The 22,232-nt window shown below is 41.4% G+C and carries 18 protein-coding genes and 1 pseudogene; 11 read left to right on the top strand and 8 right to left on the bottom strand.

The features are described from left to right. Position 1: 1 nt before the first annotated feature. Positions 2 to 691, bottom strand: coding sequence for a Fic family protein (locus HMPREF0027_RS06170; protein WP_208853662.1), 690 nt, complete (start codon positions 689 to 691; stop codon positions 2 to 4). A 153-nt stretch (positions 692 to 844) separates the two neighbouring features. Between HMPREF0027_RS06170 and trpCF the strand changes: the two genes are divergently transcribed. Beyond that, the gene (gene trpCF, locus HMPREF0027_RS06165; protein WP_005623106.1) at positions 845 to 2,254 is read left to right on the top strand and encodes a bifunctional indole-3-glycerol-phosphate synthase TrpC/phosphoribosylanthranilate isomerase TrpF; all 1,410 of its coding nucleotides are present in this window, start codon (positions 845 to 847) and stop codon (positions 2,252 to 2,254) included. A 210-nt stretch (positions 2,255 to 2,464) separates the two neighbouring features. Further along, positions 2,465 to 4,468 (top strand): bifunctional tRNA (5-methylaminomethyl-2-thiouridine)(34)-methyltransferase MnmC2/FAD-dependent 5-carboxymethylaminomethyl-2-thiouridine(34) oxidoreductase MnmC1, encoded by a 2,004-nt coding sequence (mnmC, locus tag HMPREF0027_RS06160; protein ID WP_044024451.1) that lies wholly within the window; start codon positions 2,465 to 2,467, stop codon positions 4,466 to 4,468. A gap of 294 nt (positions 4,469 to 4,762) precedes the next feature. Here the strand turns inward: mnmC and HMPREF0027_RS06155 are convergent. After that, a pseudogene (locus tag HMPREF0027_RS06155) lies at positions 4,763 to 5,803 on the bottom strand (L-serine ammonia-lyase); the annotation flags it as partial. Between the two features lie 29 nt (positions 5,804 to 5,832). On the opposite strand from HMPREF0027_RS06155, the gene HMPREF0027_RS06150 reads away from it, so the two are divergent. Together HMPREF0027_RS06150 and HMPREF0027_RS06145 are read left to right on the top strand one after the other, a co-directional pair. Further along, positions 5,833 to 7,227 (top strand): ABC transporter substrate-binding protein, encoded by a 1,395-nt coding sequence (locus tag HMPREF0027_RS06150; RefSeq protein ID WP_155812103.1) that lies wholly within the window; start codon positions 5,833 to 5,835, stop codon positions 7,225 to 7,227. A gap of 173 nt (positions 7,228 to 7,400) precedes the next feature. Beyond that, on the top strand, positions 7,401 to 8,549 hold the full coding sequence (locus HMPREF0027_RS06145) for a 5-methyltetrahydropteroyltriglutamate--homocysteine S-methyltransferase (protein ID WP_005623099.1): 1,149 nt from the start codon (positions 7,401 to 7,403) through the stop codon (positions 8,547 to 8,549). Between the two features lie 61 nt (positions 8,550 to 8,610). On the opposite strand, the gene HMPREF0027_RS06140 is transcribed toward HMPREF0027_RS06145, so the two are convergent. The 5 genes from HMPREF0027_RS06140 to HMPREF0027_RS06120 form a co-directional block, all read right to left on the bottom strand. Next, a complete protein-coding gene (locus HMPREF0027_RS06140; RefSeq protein ID WP_005623097.1) occupies positions 8,611 to 10,209 on the bottom strand; it encodes an FAD-binding protein in 1,599 nt (532 codons plus the stop codon). A 51-nt stretch (positions 10,210 to 10,260) separates the two neighbouring features. Further along, on the bottom strand, positions 10,261 to 11,067 hold the full coding sequence (locus tag HMPREF0027_RS06135; protein ID WP_005623096.1) for an ABC transporter ATP-binding protein: 807 nt from the start codon (positions 11,065 to 11,067) through the stop codon (positions 10,261 to 10,263). Positions 11,068 to 11,070: 3 nt separating this feature from the next. Further along, complete coding sequence (locus tag HMPREF0027_RS06130) at positions 11,071 to 13,044, bottom strand: dipeptide/oligopeptide/nickel ABC transporter permease/ATP-binding protein (RefSeq protein WP_005623094.1); 1,974 nt, start codon at positions 13,042 to 13,044, stop codon at positions 11,071 to 11,073. Continuing rightward, positions 13,044 to 13,997: an ABC transporter permease gene (locus tag HMPREF0027_RS06125; protein WP_005623092.1), complete on the bottom strand. Its 954-nt coding sequence runs from the start codon at positions 13,995 to 13,997 to the stop codon at positions 13,044 to 13,046. The genes HMPREF0027_RS06130 and HMPREF0027_RS06125 overlap by 1 nt, the downstream gene beginning before the upstream one ends. A gap of 114 nt (positions 13,998 to 14,111) precedes the next feature. After that, positions 14,112 to 15,692 (bottom strand): ABC transporter substrate-binding protein, encoded by a 1,581-nt coding sequence (locus tag HMPREF0027_RS06120; protein ID WP_005623090.1) that lies wholly within the window; start codon positions 15,690 to 15,692, stop codon positions 14,112 to 14,114. A 262-nt stretch (positions 15,693 to 15,954) separates the two neighbouring features. Between HMPREF0027_RS06120 and hemW the strand changes: the two genes are divergently transcribed. From hemW to queF, 6 genes are all read left to right on the top strand, one after another. Continuing rightward, positions 15,955 to 17,112, top strand: coding sequence for a radical SAM family heme chaperone HemW (gene hemW, locus HMPREF0027_RS06115; RefSeq protein ID WP_044024325.1), 1,158 nt, complete (start codon positions 15,955 to 15,957; stop codon positions 17,110 to 17,112). 57 nt (positions 17,113 to 17,169) lie between these two features. Continuing rightward, a complete protein-coding gene (locus HMPREF0027_RS06110) occupies positions 17,170 to 17,460 on the top strand; it encodes a hypothetical protein (protein WP_005623086.1) in 291 nt (96 codons plus the stop codon). Further along, positions 17,450 to 17,734, top strand: coding sequence for a type II toxin-antitoxin system RelE/ParE family toxin (locus HMPREF0027_RS06105; RefSeq protein ID WP_005623084.1), 285 nt, complete (start codon positions 17,450 to 17,452; stop codon positions 17,732 to 17,734). Before HMPREF0027_RS06110 ends, HMPREF0027_RS06105 begins: the two co-directional genes overlap by 11 nt. A gap of 71 nt (positions 17,735 to 17,805) precedes the next feature. Further along, positions 17,806 to 18,276 (top strand): thioredoxin-dependent thiol peroxidase, encoded by a 471-nt coding sequence (gene bcp, locus HMPREF0027_RS06100; RefSeq protein ID WP_005623082.1) that lies wholly within the window; start codon positions 17,806 to 17,808, stop codon positions 18,274 to 18,276. Further along, positions 18,276 to 18,824, top strand: coding sequence for a D-glycero-beta-D-manno-heptose 1,7-bisphosphate 7-phosphatase (gene gmhB, locus HMPREF0027_RS06095; RefSeq protein ID WP_005623079.1), 549 nt, complete (start codon positions 18,276 to 18,278; stop codon positions 18,822 to 18,824). The genes bcp and gmhB overlap by 1 nt, the downstream gene beginning before the upstream one ends. A 46-nt stretch (positions 18,825 to 18,870) precedes the next feature. Then, entirely contained in the window at positions 18,871 to 19,710 is an 840-nt protein-coding gene (gene queF / locus HMPREF0027_RS06090; protein WP_005623076.1) for an NADPH-dependent 7-cyano-7-deazaguanine reductase QueF, read from the top strand. Between the two features lie 44 nt (positions 19,711 to 19,754). Here queF and trmJ read toward each other — a convergent pair whose 3' ends face one another. Then, entirely contained in the window at positions 19,755 to 20,486 is a 732-nt protein-coding gene (gene trmJ / locus HMPREF0027_RS06085) for a tRNA (cytosine(32)/uridine(32)-2'-O)-methyltransferase TrmJ (RefSeq protein WP_005623074.1), read from the bottom strand. Positions 20,487 to 20,685: 199 nt separating this feature from the next. On the opposite strand from trmJ, the gene pntA reads away from it, so the two are divergent. Then, the gene (pntA, locus tag HMPREF0027_RS06080) at positions 20,686 to 22,224 is read left to right on the top strand and encodes a Re/Si-specific NAD(P)(+) transhydrogenase subunit alpha (protein ID WP_005623072.1); all 1,539 of its coding nucleotides are present in this window, start codon (positions 20,686 to 20,688) and stop codon (positions 22,222 to 22,224) included. The last annotated feature ends 8 nt before the right edge of the window (positions 22,225 to 22,232 follow it).

Here is a 22,232-nt window from a genome sequence, read left to right as displayed (position 1 = left end):
TTTAATTGAGTTCGTTAATCCAGTTTGGGTAAATAAGGTTTAAGGTGCGTTCCATTGTTTCATAAACGGCTTTTGCGATAAATTCGGTGATCGGTTGATAATTGCCTAAATCACCTAACGCCAATGCACGATAATAGTCAGCTCGATTCTCCGCTTTTAAAATCGTCACTTGGAAACCGGCTTTCATTAATTCTAAATTCATCAATAAACGTCCAGTACGTCCATTACCATCAATAAAAGGGTGAATTGCCACAAATTTGTTATGTAGCATCGCAATGCGTTCTATCGGTTCCAATATATTGAGATTTTCTTGGTTCCAATGCATTAATTTTTCCATTTGCGGATGAACTAAAAAAGGTTGTGGCGGTTGATGTTCCGCACCGTTAATGGCTACCGGTATATTGCGATATTGCCCGGCTTCTTGAGCGTTATCAGTTTTTTGTAGTAACAAATAGTGGAAATTTTTTATTGTCACTTCTGTCAGCGGTGCATTTTCTTTTATGAGATCGGTTAAATAATCAATCGCCTCTTGGTGGTTAATAATATCTAAATGATCTTTAAATGGTTTACCGTTAGCGGTAATACCGCTTTCAAGTAGCACACGAGTTTCAAAAATATCTAATGTATTTCCTTCTATCGCATTGGATTGCTGATTATATTTCAGCATTAAATCCGCTTGAATGTTTTTCATTATAGCGATATTAAGGGGGCGATGCTTATCAAGCAAAGTACGCATTTTATGAAGTTTGGTAATAAGCATAGTGAATTTATTGATAAATCAAAATAAGTGCCGTATTCTACCATTATCTGTGTTATCCACCAATTCATAATAAAAAGAGAAAATATGCAAAATCAGCCAACTATTCTGCAAAAAATCGTACAAGATAAGGTCGTTTGGGTCGAAAACAAACAAAAAACATTTCCACTTTCACAATTCCAACAGCAAATTGTTACTGCTGATCGAGATTTTTATGCGGCATTAGCGACAGCTTCTCATCAAGTGCCTGCTTATATTTTGGAATGTAAAAAAGCCTCGCCGTCCAAGGGATTAATTCGTGCCGAGTTTGATTTGGATGCGATTGCACAAGTCTATAAACATTATGCTTCCGTCATTTCTGTGCTGACCGACGAACAATATTTCCAAGGTGATTTTCGTTATATCGATCAAGTCAAACGCCAAACAACGCAACCGATTTTATGCAAAGATTTTATGATTTCACCGTATCAGGTGTATTTGGCTCGTTATTCAAATGCCGATGCAATTTTGCTGATGCTTTCGGTATTAGATGACGAAACTTATCGCAGATTGGCGGACTTAGCACATTCTTTAGGTATGGGCGTTTTAACCGAAACCAGTACTGAGCAAGAATTTGAGCGAGCGCTAGCATTGGGCGCAAAAGTGATTGGCGTGAATAACCGTGATTTGCATACGCTGACGGTGGATATGAATCGCATTGTGCGTTTAGTGGAAAAATATAAGAATCAAATTCCGGCAGATGTCCGTTTGATTTCAGAATCAGGTATTTATGATCATATGCAAGTGAAAGCCATCAAACCATTTGCACACGCATTTTTGATCGGTAGCAGTTTGATGGGCAGTACGGATTTAAATAATGCGGTACGTTTAGTGATTTTCGGTGAAAATAAAGTATGCGGGTTAACTCGCCCACAAGATGCAAAAGCGGTGTATGAAAACGGCTTTTTATATGGCGGATTGATTTTTGCTGAAAATTCGCCTCGTCAGTTATCATTACGTCAAGCGCAGGAATTAGTGGTGAATGCACCATTGCGTTATGTCGGCGTATTCCAAAATCAAGCGGTCGAATTTGTCGAAAAAATAGCAAAACAGCTTGAGTTATATGTGGTACAATTACACGGTTCGGAAGATGAGGCCTACATTGCTGAGCTTTCAGCAAAATTAGCTGGAAAAACGCAAATCTGGCAGGCAATTCCGGTAGATCTTCAAGCGGAAACGGTTGAGTATCACGATAATCCGTTAGTGGCACGTTATATTCTTGATAGCAAAAACGGTACGCAGCAAGGTGGTACTGGCAAAGTATTTAATTGGCAGCTAATTCCAAGCGAATTAAAACAAAAAGCAATGCTTGCCGGTGGGATTTCGGTTGAAAATATCGAGCAGGCACTCGCGCAAGGTTGTTTAGGTGTCGATCTCAATTCCGGTGTAGAACAACATAAAGGCGTAAAAGATTTAGCAAAAATCACCGCTTGTGCAGAGAAAATTCTCAAAGTCTAAGAAGTGTGATAGGCTTTGATCAATAATGTTTAACAAAGAGAGGACAATATGGGTACTTTAGGTTATTCAATGATGACTGTTGTAGCGGCATTAGGTATGATCGTAGTTTTCGCTTACAATATCTTCTAATCTGTTACTGCGGAAAAGCACGGAAAGCACAGAATGTTATCAGTAACTTCCGTGCTTTCTGTCTATTTTGTGGTAAATGTTATGAACAAACTCAGTTTTGCATCTCTTTCTTTCAATTCAAATAATACCCCCGTTTCCGAACAATTCGACGATATTTACTTCTCCACCCAAGACGGTCTTGAAGAAAGCTATTATGTTTTCCAAGAAGGTAATCAGCTTTGGCAAAAATGGCAAACACACAATGCCGAATCTTTTGTGATTGCCGAAACCGGTTTTGGTACCGGACTGAATTTTTTAGCTGTTGCCGATAAATTTCAGCAGTTTTTAAGTGAGTTCCCCAATAGTAAACTTAAGCGTTTATATTTTATTTCGTTTGAAAAATTTCCCCTCACTTCTGAGCAATTGGCGACCGTTCACACCTACTACCCACAATTTGCAAAACTTTCGCAGAAAATGACCGCTTGTTGGCAACCTCGCCAAACCGGTTGTCAGCGTTATCATTTTGAGCAAATCTATCTTGATGTATGGTTCGGCGATATGTTGGAGAACTTACCGCAATTAGGTGATTTATATAGCAATCGAATTGATGCGTGGTTTTTAGACGGTTTTTCACCGGATAAAAATCCGGAAATGTGGAATGAAACGCTTTATCGCCAAATGTTTCGTTTAACGAAAAATAGCGGTAGCTTTGCGACCTTTACTGCTGCAAGTGCAGTGAGAAAGGGCTTACAAGCGGTCGGATTTGAGGTCAAAAAACGCAAAGGCTTTGGCAAAAAACGAGAAATGCTATGGGGCGAAAAAACGCAACAAAGCGAAACTATACCGGTAAATTATCCGTATTTTTATAGCGAGCCACAAACAGAAGCAGAGGATATTGCGATTGTCGGTGGCGGTGTCGCCAGTTTGTTTGTCGCGTTATCACTGCTTGAAAAAGGCAAAAAAGTCACGCTTTATTGTAAAGACAATGCTCTAGCACAAAATGCTTCCGGCAATTTGCAAGGCGCGATTTACCCTCAACTGAGTGACGATGACGAGCGTAATATCCGTTTTTATGTGCATTGTTTCGATTATGCGTTGCAACGTTTGGCGCAAATTGAACCGATTGTCGCATTTGAACACGCTTTAACCGGTGTGGCGTTATATGCCTATAACGATAAAACGGCGAAGAAATTGGAAAAAATGGCTTTGCAAACCAATGATGATAGTTTGTTTAAGCTATGTGATGCAGCTGAGTTAAGCGAAAAAATTGGGCTTAAAGTGCCGAACGGCGGTGCATTTATGCCGCAAAGCGGTTGGTTATCACCGATACAATTTGTACAGGGTACGTTTGCTTATTTAGAAACGAAAGGATTACAGATTGTGCTAAATCACGAAGTGAAAGATCCGCAATTTAGTGAAGGAAAGTGGCATTGGCAGCACAATGGTGAAACGTTCAGTCATCAGATTTTAGTGTTGGCAAATGGACATACTATCACGCAATTCCAGCAAGCTCAAGGGATTCCGCTGTATCCAGTGCGTGGGCAAGTGAGCCAGATTCCGACCACACCGGCTTTACAACAGCTAAAATGTGTGGTGTGTTATGACGGTTATTTGACGCCGGTTTCTAAAGCGAATACCCATTGTATTGGTGCCAGCCATGTGCGTGATAATGCCGAAACACATTTCTCTTTGGAAGAACATCACGAGAATGTAGCAAAACTTCAGCAAAATTTGACCGCTTGTGATTGGACGGGCAATATCGATCTTTCGCAAAATTTAGCCAAACAAGGGGTGAGAGCAGCACTGCGAGATCGTGTGCCGATGGTTGGACAATTGCCGAATTTTAGCGCTCAAAAAGTACAATATCAGAATTTGTATAATCAGCTACGCCGTAAACAAGCGGTTGAAAATGCGGAAAATTTTGCAAATTTATATATGGTAAATGGCTTAGCCTCGCGGGGTTTAACCACCGTACCGCTATTAGGCGAAATGCTGGCGAGTTTGATCTGTGATGAACCGTTACCAATTAGCGAAGATATTTGGCATGTACTTAGCCCAAATCGTACTTGGATACGAAAATTGTTGAAAGGCTCAAAAGTAGAATAGCTAAAAAAACAAAACCTCGAATAATGATATTCGAGGTTTTTTGTTGGTTGTAAAAACATACAGTCTTTACTATAATTTACGTGTTTTAGCAATAAAGCTAAAACGAGCTGGTGGCGACCTTTAATCCCACCAACTTTGAAGAGGATAACCAAATGTTTAAATACATTATCCTAGTTATTTTCTTGTTAGCCTTGAGCCTGCCAGCTTACTAATAATAAATAACTCAACTGAGCGGTTGAACCACTCAGTTCTTCAAATCATAAGTGGTTAATCACTTGTTGTCAAATACAATGCTTAGTCACAAGGTAAAATTTTAATTGCTAAATCGCCGGTTGAAGTTTCACGGTATTTAGCATTCATATCTTTACCGGTTTCGTACATTGTTTCGATCACTTTATCTAAAGTCACTCGAGGTTGTGAGGTAAGACGTAAAGCCATACGACTTGCATTGATCGCCTTAACCGAAGCAATCGCATTACGTTCGATACAAGGTACTTGCACTTGACCGCCTACAGGGTCACAGGTTAAGCCAAGGTTGTGTTCCATTGCGATTTCAGCCGCGATACAAACTTGATCCGGACTTCCGCCCATAATTTCGGTTAAACCGGCTGCTGCCATCGAACAAGCTACACCAACTTCGCCCTGACAGCCTACTTCCGCACCAGAAATAGATGCATTCATTTTGTACAGTGTACCGACAACGCTACAAGCTAGTAAATAACGCTCAATCGTTTCTTGATTAAGCGGTGCGATAAATTGCTGATAGTAAGCTAATACTGCTGGCACAATACCGCAAGCACAGTTAGTCGGCGCAGTGACAACACATCCGCCTGCCGCATTTTCTTCATTCACCGCAAGCGCAAACATATTTACCCAACCAATAATTTGCATTGGGTCAGTATTAAATTTGCCGGTTGCTTCTAATGTTCTGCGTAAAGACGGTGCACGGCGTACTACTTTTAATGGGCCGGGTAATAAACCTTCCGTATGTAAACCGTGTTGGATACAGTCTTCCATCGTTTTCCAAATTTTTGCCAGATAATCTGAGATTTCTTGCTTAGGGCGCAGGGCCGCTTCGTTTTTCCACACTAAACTGGAAAGCGGTAAACCTTGTTCTTTACAGTGCTTGAGTAAGTCTTCTGCATTTTTATAAGGGAACGGCACAGATACAGTATTGTTGGCTTGGTTATCAAAGTTTTCATCATCAACAATAAAACCGCCACCGATAGAATAGAACGTTTTTTCGAATAATAACGTGTCACCTTCGAAGGCTTTTAAAATCATTCCGTTTTCATGACGAGGTAAGAAATCGTAATGAAAAGGCATATCTTTATGATCGTTTATTTGCATTTAAAGCCGGCAAAATTGAGGTCGAGCCAAGTTTGGCGGAAAAGTGGGAAGTGAGCGAAGACGGTTTAACTTACACTTTCCATCTACGTAAAGACGTATCGTTTCACAGTAACAAGTTATTTACCCCAAGTCGCAACTTAAATGCGGATGATGTGGTATTTTCGTTTCAGCGTCAGGCGGATAAAAGTCACCCTTACTACAATGTTTCCGGCGGCACTTATTTCTATTATCAATGGATGAAGCTGCCGAAAATTTTAAAATCGGTTGAGAAAGTGGATGAACATACGGTGAAAATGACACTAAATCAGCCGAATAGTCTGTTTCTTACAACAGTGGCAATTGATTTCTTATCGATTTATTCAAAAGAATATGCGGATAAATTATTAGCGGAAGGCAAGCCGGAATTATTGGATCAACAGCCGATTGGTACGGGACCGTTTGAATTTCAGGTTTATCAAACTGACCAAGCGGTACGTTATAAAGCTAATCCGAATTATTGGCAGGGTAAAGCAAAGTTTGAGCGGCTCATTTTTGCGATTACACCCGATGCTGGTACACGTTATGCTAAATTGAAAGCCGGTGAGTGTGATGTAATTGATTTCCCAAATATCGCTGATATTGCACAAATGAAACAGGATCAGAAAGTGACTTTATTTGAGCGTGAAGGTTTAAATCTGGCATATCTTGGATTAAACACCAAAAAAGCAGCATTAGATAATGTGAAGGTGCGCCAAGCACTACAACACGCTACCGATAAAAAAGCGATTGTCGATACGGTGTTCCAAGGCGGCGGTACGGTGGCGACTAATCCGTTCCCAAATTCAGTGCTTGGCTATAATGAAAACTTAGCTCAGTATGAATTTGATTTGGCAAAAGCGAAAAAACTATTGGCAGAAGCAGGTTATCCGAACGGTTTTGAAACCGAAATCTGGGTACAACCGGTGGTGCGCCCGTCAAATCCGAATCCAAGACGTACTGCAGAAATTATTCAAGCAGATTGGGCGAAAATTGGGGTAAAAGCGAAATTAGTCAGCCACGAATGGGCGGATTTTAATAAACGAACCCGTGAAGGCGAATTTTCAGCTGGCACTTACGGCTGGACAAGCCGTAACGGTGATCCGGACAACTTTCTGTTTCCGCTATTAAGCAAAGAAAATATTCCGGGCACCAATTATTCCCGTTGGACGGATAACGAATTTGACGGCTTATTACAAAAAGTGGTACAAACGCAAAATGCCACTGAACGTCAGCAGTTATATCAACAAGCGGTCGAAATTTTCCAAAAAAATACACCGATAATTCCGATTGCGCATGCAATTAACTATGTGCCGGTTAGTAAGCGTGTGCAAGGTTTTGTACAAAGCCCGTTTGGTTACACTTCGTTTTATTCCGTCACATTAGCGGAATAATCAAGGGATGATTTGCAAATTTTTATGCAAATTTGACCGCTTGTTAGGTCACGACACATTAAACGCAATATGAATATTATTCATAATCATCTCAAAATTTTTTCAGATGATTAAAAAATAAAATTTGTTAGAATTTAGTGAAGTTTATATTTTAATGATTACAAGGAAACACAATGTATCAATTATTCCCTACTGCAACGCAACGTACTTCTGCGCCTTACCGTTTTGATATTGTTGGTAGTTTTTTACGTACGGATCCGATTAAACAAGCTCGTCAGCAATGTTCATGTGGCGATATTTCTTGTGCAGATTTAACCCAAGTAGAAGATGCGGAAATTGCAAAATTAGTTGAACATCAAAAAGCAGTAGGCTTACATGCGGTAACTGATGGCGAATTTCGCCGTACGTTCTGGCATATGGATTTCTTAGCCGCATTAGACGGTATTCAGGAAGTAGACGCAGAGAAGTTCTCGGTACAATTTAAACACCACAGCGTACGTCCGAAAACCATTAAGATTGTCGATAAAGTGGATTTTTCGGAATCACATCCGTTTGTAGAACATTTTCGTTCGTTACAAAAAATTGCCGGTGAAACGGAAGTGAAATTCACGATTCCTTCGCCATCAATGTTACATTTAATTACCAATGTACGTGCGGAGGATTATCAGCCGATTGCACGTTATGAAAATAACAACCAGCTATTGTTAGACGATATTGCCGATGCGTATATCAAAGCGATGAACGTGTTCTATAAATTAGGTTGCCGTAATTTACAATTAGATGATACCAGCTGGGGCGAATTTTGTGCCGAGGACAAGCGTGCAGCCTATAAAGCACGTGGTTTAGATTTAGACCAAATTGCCAAAGATTACGTGTATATGGTTAATAAAATCGTTGATGCGAAACCGGCGGATGATATTGCCATTACGATGCATATTTGCCGTGGTAACTTCCGTTCAACATGGTTCTCAGCAGGTGGTTATGAACCGGTGGCGGAAACTTTATTCGGTACGTGCCGAATTGACGGTTTCTTCTTAGAGTATGATTCCGATCGTTCGGGTGATTTCAAACCATTACGTTTTATCAAAGATCAGCAAGTAGTATTAGGTTTAATTACTTCAAAAGACGGTCAATTAGAAAATCGTGATGAAGTGATTACTCGTATCCAAGAAGCTGCACAATATGTGAACATCAACCAGCTTTGTTTAAGTCCTCAATGTGGCTTTGCGTCAACCGAAGAAGGTAATATTCTGACGGAAGAACAACAATGGGCAAAACTGAACTTTATTCGTGAAATCAGCGAAGAAGTTTGGGGCAAATAATCATTAAACGGATGATCAAAAGGGCAAGATAAAATCTTGCCCTTTATTTTTGTATTTTGTTTTACTGCTCATCGGCTAAGTAATGTGCGCCTAAACTGTGCGGTTCGTTTAGCATCTGCGAAACGACAAGCTGTGCGGTTTTTAGTGCATAAAAGATTTCGATGCCTTGTTGCTGATGATGAGCAATCGGATTAAAACGATTTTCGAGCTGTTGAAGTTCGTTCAACAGTAAGGTTAAGTTGGCTTTGGTGCGATACACATTAGCAAAACGAGCCATTTGTTCACGAATTTGTTTGAGTACTTCACTGGCAAGCAGGGAATTATCGCCGTTTGGATTGTTTAACTGATTAAGCACTTTTTCAGTCTGTAAACGATAAGTTTCAGTATTTGCAAGCGGTTGAATTTTGGTAATTTTTTGCAAATTTTTGACCGCTTGTGCCACAGCCCGTTTGGCGAATACTACGCCACCACCGACCGAATTGCCACCTAAGCGGTTTGCTCCCTCAATACAATGGGCTATTTCACCAATCGCACATAATCCGACGACACAAGATTTTCCATATTTATCAATCTCAATTCCACCGTTACAGCTGTGTGCAAACGGTGCAATCGCAATCTTATCTTTAACCAAATCTATCCCGACTTCTTGGCGTAACCAGTTAAGATAAACCGTATAAAACTCTTGTTTATCTTGATAAAGCTCAGGGCTATAGTGCAGGTAAATGCCTTTTTGTTGCGGGTTAGTCAATAAATGCTTCATCATCACCAAATCAAATTCGACACAAGGGAAATCCACACTAAACGGTGCATAATGGCTACGGGCTAACATCATCTGTTGAAATTGTGTTTCGCTTAAATGCGGAAACAGATCTTGCCCGTTTTCATCAGTAATTTTAGTGACGTATTTCAGCGTATGTTCGCCAAATAGCACTTTATATTTCGGTTCGACAAAAGAGGGAATAAATTGAATAAAGGCGAGATTGGTCAATTTTGCACCGGCTTGTTGAGCAATGAAATGCGTAGAGCCGATAATATCCGCCGGATAAAGATTGTCTTTATACAAGCCGGCAATGCCACCGCTTGCTAAAATGATTTGGTTAGTTTTGCAAAAAATATAGCAAATTTGACCGCTTGTATTCAGGCTAAATACCGCTCCTTGCACTTGATTTTGTTCGGTAACAATATGCAGTAAGGTCGCTTGTTCATAAACGTCGGTAGATTGGTTGCCAAGAATTTGTTTTGCCCGTTGAGCGGCTTCTCGCCAATTATTGATTAGATAAATAGGGCGGGGATACTCAGCGAAACAGGCTGGGCGATTGTCGTTGCGTAGCCAAGGCTTAAAGCCGATTTGTTCGAGTAATTCAATCGCTTGGGGCGAATCTTCGATATAGGCTTTGACTACTTTCGGGTTGGTTCTGCCTTTACCGACACGTTCAATATCCTGTTGGAATTTTTCCGAGTCATTTTCACCGGTCACTTGAATGCCCAATGTGGCTTTTAACGGAAAGAAACTTGCACCTGAACCAATAGGCATTTTGCTGATTAACGTGGTTTTCAGCCCAAGTCGTTCCGCTTCAACCGCAGCAGCAAGCCCGGCGATACCTGAACCGACAATAAGTAAATCCGTATAAATCGTTTGAGTAATTTGAATCGAGAGCATAATCAGTATAGATAAAAGGGCAGGATAAACCTGCCCTGAACATGAGATAAATTATAACAATGACGGTGCAGCATTAATCAGCGTACGAGTGTATTCTTCTTTCGGCGAATTAAATACTTCGCTTGAACTACCGGTTTCCACCACTTTTCCACCGTTCATCACGACAATGCGATCCGAAACTTGATGTACTGTTTGTAAATCGTGGGAGATAAACACCATTGCAAGATTCAGCTCTTTTTTAAGATCAGCAAGTAAATTTAATACTTGCGCCCGTACCGATACGTCAAGTGCAGAAGTCGGTTCATCGGCAACAATCAGTTTCGGGTTGAGTGCTAAAGCTCTAGCGATTGCCACCCGCTGTTTTTGCCCACCGGATAAACGTGTCGGCTCGACTAAAGCGGCGGAACGAGGCAAACCAACTCGAGAGAGTAATTCATACACTCGTTTTTCTCGTTCGTGCGGTTGCAATACGTTATGGATATCCATCGGATCTTTTAAAATATCCAACACTCGCATACGAGGATTGAGAGCAGTTGCCGGATCTTGGAAAATGACTGAAACTTGACGACCGAACTGTTTACGGGCCTCGGTGCTGCCGTATTTCATTTGTAAGCCGTTAAATTTGACCGTGCCGGAAGTCGGTTTTTGCAAACCGATCATAATACTGGCTAAGGTTGATTTACCGCAGCCGGATTGACCGACTAACCCGACCGTTTCCCCTGCATAGATCGATAAACTGACATTATCTACTGCTGTGAATTTTTTCGGATTAAACAAAGTCCCATCTCGAGAAGCAAATTGCATCACAATATCGGATAATTCAAGAATCGGTTGTTCTTTTAATATTTTCATACTCATGCTTTATCCCTCCACGCGTTTTTCTTGTGTTGCTAAATGTGATGCCCAAAAATGTTGCGGGTGATCATCGGTGGCAACCAGTTGTAAATGTTGCTCCGGATCCGCTTCCGGACGTAATGAACGGCTGGCGAAGCGGTCACCTTTCGCAAAGTCGAATGGTGACGGTACGCTACCCGGAATTTGATATAAGCGTTCGGCACGTAATTCGGTTGACAGAACCGAACCAAGTAAACCACGGGTATATTCGTGGGTCGGATTGGCTAAGAGCGGTGTAGTCGGTGCGGCTTCAACTACTTGACCGGCATACATTACTGTGATGTGGTGTGCCATTTGTGCCACAAGTGCGAGATCGTGGCTGACGAATACCATCGCAAAACCGAGTTTTTCACGTAATTCATTTAAGAGTTTGATCACTTCGGCTTGTACTACAACATCGAGCGCAGTGGTCGGTTCATCGGCGATTAATAATTTAGGCTCACGAGCGAGTGCCATGGCAATTAAGACTCGCTGACGCTGTCCGCCTGAAAGCTCGTGCGGATAACGGTTAAGCGTTTTTTCCGGATCGAGTTTTACCCATTGCAATAAAGTTTCTGCGCTTTGCTTTCCACCACGGCTAATTAACTGTGCCATTTGATCTTTGATTCGCATAGACGGGTTAAGTGCACTTAACGCATCTTGGTAAATCATTGAAATTTCATGACCTCGAAGCTCATTTAATTGATCAGATTTAAGTAAATCATGCTGTTTACCGCTACGATCGGTAAATAAGATTTCACCGGTGATCTGGGCGGTTTTCGGTAATAAACCCATAATAGAGAAGGCGGTGATTGATTTACCACAACCGGATTCCCCTACTAAGCCCATGGTTTCGCCTTCATGTACGGTAAAGCTGATGTTATCAATCAGCGGAATTTCACCGTAACGATTCGGGAAGCGAATTGATAAATTTTTCACCTGTAAAATCGGTTTCGCATTGGCATTTAATTGCATACGGTCAGTACGAGTGGTTTCTTTTTCATGTAATTTCAGTAAATAACGTTTTAAGGCTAGCGTTTCTGCCATCGCTTCTTGCACATCGGTAGAAAGCGGTTTTGCGACATCTTCTTTGGTTTTTGGTGATGTTTTAAGTTTTGGATTCACTAACGCATCGGTTAAACCTTCCGCCAAGATATTTAATGCTAATACGGTAAGTAAAATCATAATACCAGCAAAGGTTGTCGCCCACCAAAAACCGCTTAAGACGAGGTTACGCCCTTCCGATAAGATATTGCCCCAAGACGGGAATGGCGGTTGTACACCTGCACCTAAGAATGAAAGAGACGCTTCAAATACGATGGCATCCGCCACCATTACCGTGGCAAACACTAACACCGGTGCGGCAGTATTACGTATAACGTGTTTAACTAAAATATAAGTACGGCTACCGCCTAACACGCGTTCGGCACGCACATAATCTTCTTCCCATTGGGATACGACATTCGCACGTACCACCCTTGCAAGTTGCGGTGTATAAACGACCGCTATCGTAATGATAATCACCGGAACGGAGTTACCAAAGGTCGCAAGTAATACTGCGGCAAGAGCAATGCCCGGGAATGCCATCAAAATATCCATTAAACGCATGATCACTTCGTTACCGAATTTGTCTGCGGTTGCGGCGGTTGCACCTAAAATCCCACCAAACAAGATGGCGACACCTACCGCGCCTAAACCGATAAAGAGTGAAGTTCTCGCCCCCCAAACCATACGAGAGAAAATATCACGCCCTAAACGGTCTGTACCGAATAGATAGTCACCGCTTGGTGCTTGTACCGGGCGAAGCGTTTGTAATGGATCATACGGGGCGACAAGCGGGGCTAAAATTGCAATGCAAGCCACAAATAAAATGAAGATCAATGCAATTTTTGAACTGGTTGATAATGCTCTAAATCTAGCGCGACTGTTAGCTAGTCGAGCGGCTAATCCTTGACGAAACATTATAGACTCCGAATTTTTGGATTGATGAGTAAATAGAGAATATCAACAATGATATTAACTAATACGAAGGTAAAGGCGATAGTAAGCACCACACCTTGCACTAAGTGTAAGTCGTGGTTCACGATACCGTTAAAGATAAGTTTACCCATACCCGGAAGATCGAAGATTTGTTCAATCACTACCGCACCGCCGAGTAAATAGCCGACTCGTAAACCAAGTACGGTCACCGGAGTGATTAATGCGTTTCGTAAGACATTGTGACGAAGTACGGTCGAGTAAGGCACGCCGTTACCAATTGCGGTACGCACGTAATCTTTATCCATTTCTTCCACCATCGTAGTACGAACGACTCGAATTAATGAAGCACAAACCGGCACGGCAAGCGCAAGTGACGGTAAAATCATCGAACGGAAATACTCGTTCGGATCCTCACTGAACGATACAAAACCGCCGGACGGTAACCAATCCAGTTTTAAAGAAAAGTATTGAATCAATAAGATACCAAGCCAGAAAGACGGTGTGGCAACCGCAGCAACCGAAACTAGGCGAATTACTTGGTCTATCCAACGATCACGATAAAGTGCGGCAAGAATACCTAAAGAAAAAGAGACGATTGCTGCTAAAAATACCCCGATAAAAGTGAGCTGTAGCGTGAGTGGAAATGCTTTGGCAATCATATTAATAATCGGCTGTTCCGGTGGCGTAGTCATACCGAAATCCAGTACTAACAAATTCCCGAGAAAACGGAAATATTGAACAATCACCGGATCATTTAAACCGTGTTGTTCTCGATAGATCTCTTTGGCAGCTTCGGTTGCACTTTCACCTAAGGCAACTGTGGCGGGATCGCCGGGGGTGAATTGTAAGACTAAAAAAACTAAGGCGGTAACACCTAAAATCATGATAGGCAATGCCATTAAACGGCGCAGTAAAAGGCGAAGTACAATTTCCATTTTATTCTCCGTTTTTATTAGAGAGGGTACAAGCGGTTAAATTTAAGCATTTTTTTACCAATCGCTTAAATCTAAGAGGAAGGCGGCAACACTCGTTGCCGCAATAAGTCAGTGTTATTTACGTTCTACGCCAAGGAACGATAAGCCCGTGGTCGGTAACGGTTGGAAACCGGTGAGAGATTTATCGCTCCATGCGGTCGGTAATTTACGGTGTACAATCGGGTAAAGCGGCACTTGTTGTGCAATAATATTGATCGCTTTTTCCCATGCGGCTTTTGCATCAAGTGACGTATTGGCGCGGACGGCATCATCTAGTAATTTTTGCACTTCTGCATATTCCGGTGTATTCGCCCAACGGAAACGGCGTTTCGGCCAAACATCACCACGGTACCACCAGCTGAGTAATAAATCTAAGTCATTACCGAACACAGACGGATCGCCCGGTGCGATAACCACTTCAAATGCACCTTTATCCACATGAGCACCATAAAGCGCACCGGATTGTAGGTGTTTCAGGCTGACTTTTACCCCTTTTAACGCATTCCAAGACTCAAGAATAAGTGGCGCGCATTCTTTCACCCAAGCGTGGTCAGTTGCCAGTAATTCGAAGGTTAATGAGGTTATACCGGCTTCAGCTAGAAGCGCTTCGGCTTTCGCTTTATCAAAATCATATTGGCTGGCGGCTTTTACATAATCAGGATGAGTGTCTTGGACATAAGAACTTGCTGCTTTGGCATTGCCTAAGAACACAATATCGATTAATTTTTGTGTATCTAAGCCATAATGTAACGCTTGGCGTACTTTCGGATTATCAAACGGTGCTTTTTCACAGTTAAACATTAAGAACAGTAATCCGAATGATTGCACCGATTCCACTTTTCCTTTACGTTTTAGGCGTTCCGCATCAAGATATGGCACGGATTCAATCGCTTGTACGCGTCCGGATTCTTGTGCGGTCACACGAGCTGCATCGTCTGATAATAAGAACCAGGTCATTTTATCTACTTTAGCCGGATAAATACCGTTATAAGCGATATTGGCTTCAAAGACAATACGGTCATCTTTGGTTGCGGAAACAAATTTATAAGGGCCGGAGCCGATAGGTTTAGCATCAAACGCAGATTGACCGGCTTCTACGATATGTTTCGGTACGATTTTGACAATGGTTAAACGTTCTTTAAATAAGGCAAACGGATATTTTAATTTGAATTCAACCACTTTATCGTCAAGCGCTTTTACTGAAGCGATAAACGGAATAAATTGGGCAAATAGTGAGGCTTTAGCCGGATCTAATACGCGTTCGAAAGAGTAAACCACATCTTCGGTGGTGACTGGTTTACCATCGTGGAAAGTCGCACCTTCACGTAACGTAATGTGATAAGTTACCTCATCTTTCTGTTCAGGTTCTTTTGCCGCTAAAGCTAAATAAGGCTGGCGAGTTGCCGGATGTAAATCCACTAAGCCTTCGAAAATATGTAAATTAGCCGCTAATGATGATGCACCACTTGATGTGAGAGGATCGAATCCAGTAGAAATCGGATAAGCGATTCCCGCTTCAATACTTTTACCTGTAGCAGCAAAAGCGCTATTTGAAAAAGTGCCTAATGTACCGGAAAACGCAAAACCGGCCCCAACTCCAGCCATGAGTTTCATAAAATGGCGGCGAGATTCACTATTATCAAAATGAGAAGCCATAAAACACCTCGTTAGTAGTAGGATAATTAAATTGTTCGGCAAAACTTTTCGCCGAACGATCACGGAAATTCTTTTTTACAAACTTCTATGAAGTGAATTTATCAAATTTATTTGTAAAAATGGATTGAATTAATCATAACAGTTTAGTTCCGACGGTAAAGGTAAGAATATTAGATTTGTGATCTCTCTCACAGAAAACTTTGCTTTTCAGCATGAAGAGTTTTCGTTATCATCATTTCTATTTAATGATAGTAGTTAGAACGTGAATTTAGCCCTTCCTCCCTTAAGTCTTTATATCCATATTCCGTGGTGTGTACAAAAATGTCCGTACTGCGATTTCAATTCACATGCGCAAAAAGGTGTGATTCCGGAAGCGGAATATATTCAACATCTACTTGCAGATTTATCGAAAGATTTAACCGCTTATCAGGAGGCAATCGGTGAGCGTAAAATTCATTCGATTTTTATTGGCGGCGGTACACCAAGTCTGTTTGCGGCAGAGGGGATTGCTTATCTGTTGGCAGAAGTCGAAAAGCGTATTCCGTTTGAAGAGCATATCGAAATTACCCTAGAGGCGAATCCCGGTACGGCGGAAGCGGAACGTTTTCTTGGCTATGCACAGGGCGGTGTAACACGTATTTCGATGGGGATCCAAAGTTTCGAGCCAGAAAAACTGCTCAAACTTGGACGCATTCACGACTCGAATGAGGCAAAACAAGCGGTCATTTTTGCACAAAATTCTGCAAAATCCGGTTTGCAAAGTTTTAATATCGACTTAATGCACGGCTTACCGAATCAATCGGTGGCGCAAGCACTGGACGATTTACGACAGGGGATTGCGCTCGCACCACCACATTTGTCATGGTATCAATTAACCATTGAGCCGAACACGATGTTCTATTATCGCCAGCCGACTTTACCGGATGACGATGAGCTATGGGATATTTTTGAGCAGGGTCATCAGCTACTCACTGCTGCCGGCTATGAGCAGTATGAAACCTCGGCGTATGCGAAAAAAGGTTATCAATGCCGTCATAACCTCAATTATTGGCGTTTTGGCGACTATTTGGCAATTGGTTGTGGAGCGCACGGTAAGATTAGTTATCCGACTGGTGAAATTTACCGTTTTAGCAAAACCAAACATCCGAAAGGCTATATGCGAGGTGAGTATCGTTACAGCCAAGATTTGATTGAGCTTGCTGATCGTCCGTTTGAATTTTTTATGAATCGTCTCCGCTTATTCGAAGCGACTCCGAAACAAGAATTTGAGTTTTATACGGGACTAGATCGTGAAATTGTGCGTCCAACGCTGGATTGGGCATTAAGCAAAAATTACATCACGGAAACCGAAAAATATTGGCAAATCACCCAGCACGGTAAGCTATTTTTAAATGAATTATTGGAAGGTTTTTTAGAATAATTTGACAAATTTTAACCAAAAGACTACATTCTGTATAAATAAACAACAGGAGGTCGTATGAGAGAAGAATATCAACAATATCTCAAGGATAAGATTAAAACGGCGTATGCAGAATTTGAAAATGGGAGTTGTTTTTCAGAGGATGAAGTAAGAGAACAAGTTTCGAAAAATATTTACCGAGTAGTCGCAGAGAATGATTTTAATCAGGTCAGTGATGAATATATAAGAAAACTTGAGACTTCGGTTGCACAAGGATCTTTGGAATATGAAAGGGGAGAATGGTTATCAGAGAATGAGGTATATGAGTCTGTAATAAAAGCCTTATTTGATTTATCTGATGTTGCCTAAAACTATTATCTATACGCCACAAGCTCAAAGAAATTTAATTGAAATCGCACATAATATTGTTGATTTTGCCGGTTTGGAAAGCGCAATAAAAGTGATAGGTTATATTCGTAAATCGGTTAATTTATTAGCGGAATTTCCTGAAATGGGCGTACAGGGAATAGTAAAAGGTACGCGAGAAATTTATCCAAGGCGTTATCGGGTGGTATATAAAGAGACGGAACAAAACATCATTATTATCACGATAATGCATGGAAAACGACTTTATCCACGTTAATTTGCAAAAAAATTCAAAGATTTGACCGCTTGTAGTAGAATACAAGCAGTCTTTTTTTAGGAATTTTTACAATGAATGCACTTAAAGCAGGCGATCAAGCACCTCAATTTACTTTATTAGATCAGCACGAACAACCGGTTTCGCTTAGCCAATTTGTTGGTAAAAAAGTGCTGGTTTATTTTTATCCGAAAGCCTTAACCCTAGGCTGCACTACACAAGCTTGCGGTTTGCGTGACAGTAAGTTGGAATTAGAGGAATTAAATGTAGTGGTGTTAGGTATTAGCCCGGACTTACCGAAAAAATTAGCGCAATTTGTCGAGAAAAAAGCACTGAATTTCACGCTATTGTCTGATGCGGATCACCAAGTTGCCGAAGCATTCGGTGTATGGGGCGAGAAAAAATTTATGGGCAGAACCTATGACGGCATTCACCGCATCAGCTTTTTAGTGAATGAACAGGGCGTGATTGAACAGGTATTCGATAAATTCAAAACCGGTGAGCATCATCAAATGGTAGTCGATTTTGTAAAAGGAACGAAATAATGGCGAATAAAGCGATATTTTTAGATCGTGATGGCACGATCAATATTGATCACGGTTATGTACATCAAATTGACGATTTCCAATTTATTGAGGGTGTCGGCAAAGCATTAAAGCAGTTACAGGATAAAGGCTATCTTTTAGTATTGGTCACCAATCAATCCGGTATTGCGCGCGGTTATTTTAGCGAAGCACAATTTAATCAATTAACGGAATGGATGGATTGGTCGCTTGATGAAGATTATGGCGTTGTGTTAGATGGTATCTATTATTGCCCGCATCATCCGGAAGGCAAAGGCGAATATAAAGAAGATTGCGATTGTCGCAAACCGAAAGCAGGAATGTTTACTCAAGCGATTGCCGATTTGGATATTGATCCGGCTCAGTCGTATATGGTTGGCGATAAATTAGAAGATCTGTTAGCCGCTGAAGCTGCTGGTGTGAAAACCAAAGTGTTGGTGCGTACCGGTAAAGCAGTTACCGCAGAAGGCGAAGCGAAAGCCGATTTGGTATTAGACAGCTTAGTGGATTTAGTCCGTTATATTAAGTAATCACTTCAATGTATTAATTATTTTATAGAATCAAAAGTTTAAAAAGATGAACTACAACGATAAATCATTATCTGCCCTGAAATTAGGGCAAAAAACCGAATATAAAAGCGAATATGATCCTACGCTTTTGCAACCTGTTCCCCGTAAATTAAACCGTGACGGTTTGGGGATTACTGAACAGCAACCGTTTGATCGTGGTGCGGATGTTTGGACCTGTTATGAATTGTCTTGGTTAAACGAAAACGGTTTACCGCAAGTGGCGATTGCCGATGTAGCGATTGATTTTCGCAGTGAAAATTTGATCGAGTCAAAAAGTTTTAAACTCTATTTAAACAGCTTTAACCAAACTAAATTTGCCTCACTGGAACAAGTGGAACAAACATTGGTGAAAGATTTAAGTCAATGTGCAAGCGATCAAGTTTCGGTAAAAGTTTACAAATTATCTACCTACACCCAGCAACCGATTGTAGATTTTGCCGGTGAGTGCATTGATGAACAGGATATTCAAATTAACAGTTACGAATTTTCTAACGAGTATTTAGCAGGCGTGGCAGAAGGCGAAGTAGTTGAAGAAACCTTAGTTAGTCATTTGCTGAAATCAAATTGTTTGATTACTTCACAACCGGACTGGGGTAGTGTGCAAATTCACTATGTCGGTAAAAAATTAAATCGAGAAAAATTATTACGCTATTTAGTCTCGTTCCGTGAGCATAACGAGTTCCACGAACAATGCGTAGAGCGTATTTTTACCGACCTTATGCAATTTGCACAGCCGAAAAAACTGACGGTCTATGCCCGTTATACCCGTCGAGGCGGTTTGGATATCAATCCGTTCCGTTCAAATTTTGAGTCTATTCCGCAAAACTTAAGAATGGCAAGACAATAAGAAAACGCCCCAAGAGATCTATAAGGATGCTTTGGGGCTTTTTGCTATTTATTTCCTATTTGCTTCTCAACCGAAGTCAGCATTCCTCGCAATAAATTCAGTTCATTGGTTTCAAGTTCAGCACGTTGGTATAAACGGCGGAGTTTGAGCATGACCGCATCATTACGGATAAAACCTAATTGTTTATACAATCGCTCGGTGTGATTAAAGAAATGTTCCAAAGCTTCAGTATTCGGATAATCTTTTTCCTCAACAAGCGGTCGAATTTGCGGATTTTTTTGCAACTCCAACCATGCCATACGCACTTCGTAACTTGCCAATTGCACCGCCATCGCTAAATTTAATGAACCGTAGTCAGGATTGGTCGGAAAGTTTAAGTGATAATGGCATTTTAGTAATTCTTCATTTGTTAGTCCGACTCGTTCCCGACCGAATACAATCGCCACTTTACCTTGCTCGGCACGTTCAACCGCCAATTTACCGCAATCTCTCGGCTCAATTAGACTATTTTGCAAATGGCGTAATCTGGCACTGGTGCCGATCACTAATTGGCAATCGGCAATCGCTTGTTCAAATGAGTCAAAAATTTGGGCGTTATCCAGCACATCTTTTGCACCGGCAGCAAGGGCTTGGGCTTGTTCGTCAATCGGATTAAGTGGGGAAACTAAACGTAAATTGGAAAGTCCCATCGTTTTCATTGCACGAGCGGCAGAGCCAATATTGGCGGGGAGGGAAGTTTCAATTAGGATAATTTGGATTTGGTCTAAGCTATTCATTTTTGTTTTATTTGTGACATTTTTGTTGTGCTAGATTTTAACAGATTTGTCGCAAACTGAGAATTTGCAATTAATTGATTTATGAGGCGTAATTTTTTTACAAATTCTACTTATTTAATGGTACATTACGCCTAGTCCTATTTTTTTGAAATAGGCTATTTTTAGCAAATATATAAACATTAACCATACAGGAGTCTTTATGCTTATTGGTGTACCAAGAGAGCTGTTAGACGGCGAAACACGTGTGGCGGCAACGCCAAAAACCGTTGAACAGATCAAAAAACTTGGCTTTGAAGTGCTCGTAGAAAACGGTGCAGGCTTTAAAGCAAGTTTTGAAGATAATGCATTTTTGAATGCGGGTGCAAATGTTGGTTCTCAACAAGAAATTTGGAATGCGGACATTATTTTTAAAGTAAATGCGCCGACAGAAGCAGAAATTGCATTAATGAAAGAAGGCGCAACGCTAGTGAGTTTTATTTGGCCAGCGCAAAATCCACAATTAATGGAAAAATTGGCCGCTAAAAAGATCAATGTGTTAGCAATGGATGCAGTGCCTCGTATTTCTCGAGCACAGGCGCTCGATGCGTTAAGCTCAATGGCGAATATTTCAGGCTATCGAGCAGTTATCGAAGCAGCTAATGCTTTCGGTAGCTTCTTTACCGGTCAAATTACTGCGGCAGGTAAAGTGCCTCCAGCGAAAGTGCTGGTTATCGGTGCGGGTGTTGCCGGTTTAGCGGCAATCGGTGCGGCAAACAGCTTAGGTGCGATTGTTCGTGCGTTTGACTCACGTCCGGAAGTAAAAGAACAAGTTAAATCTATGGGGGCAGACTTCTTAGAAATCGATTTTGAAGAAGAAGGTGGCTCAGGCGACGGTTATGCGAAAGTGATGTCGGAGGAGTTTAACCGTCGTGCGATGGAACTTTATGCTGAACAAGCAAAAGAAGTGGATATTATTATCACCACGGCTGCGATTCCGGGTAAACCTGCACCTCGTTTAATCACTAAAGAAATGGTTGATTCAATGAAACCGGGTTCTGTGATTGTTGACTTAGCGGCGGCAACCGGCGGTAACTGTGATTACACTAAAGCGGGCGAAGTAGTTATCACCGAGAATCAAGTAAAAGTGATTGGTTATACGGATTTCCCAGCACGTTTACCAACCCAATCTTCACAACTTTACGGTACAAACTTAGTTAACTTACTCAAGTTACTTGCACCGAATAAAGACGGTCAAATTGATATCAATTTTGAAGATGTGGTTTTACGTGGTGTAACTGTAGTTCGTGACGGCGAGTTAACTTGGCCGGCTCCGCCGATTCAAGTTTCGGCTCAACCGCAAAAACAAGCGACTGCGGCACCGGTTGAGAAAAAAGAAGAAAAACTGACTGATCCACGTATTAAATACGGCGTAATGGCAGGTATCGGTGCGTTATTCTTATGGTTAGCTTCTGTTGCACCGGCAGCATTCTTATCTCACTTCACTGTATTCGTCTTAGCCTGTGTGGTGGGTTATTATGTGGTTTGGAACGTCAGCCACGCATTACACACCCCATTAATGGCTGTAACCAATGCGGTTTCGGGCATTATCATTGTGGGTGCGGTATTACAAATTGCGCAACCGACCGGTAATTTCTTCGTGGATATTCTTGCGTTTATTGCGATTTTAGTGGCAAGCATTAATATCTTCGGTGGTTTCAAAGTCACGCAACGTATGCTTGCAATGTTTAGAAAAGGTTAAGGAGAAAC

Origin of the sequence: Actinobacillus ureae ATCC 25976, assembly GCF_000188255.1 — a bacterium.
Taxonomy (GTDB): Bacteria; Pseudomonadota; Gammaproteobacteria; order Enterobacterales; family Pasteurellaceae; genus Actinobacillus; species Actinobacillus ureae.
This window is presented reverse-complemented; position numbering and strand designations above follow the sequence as displayed.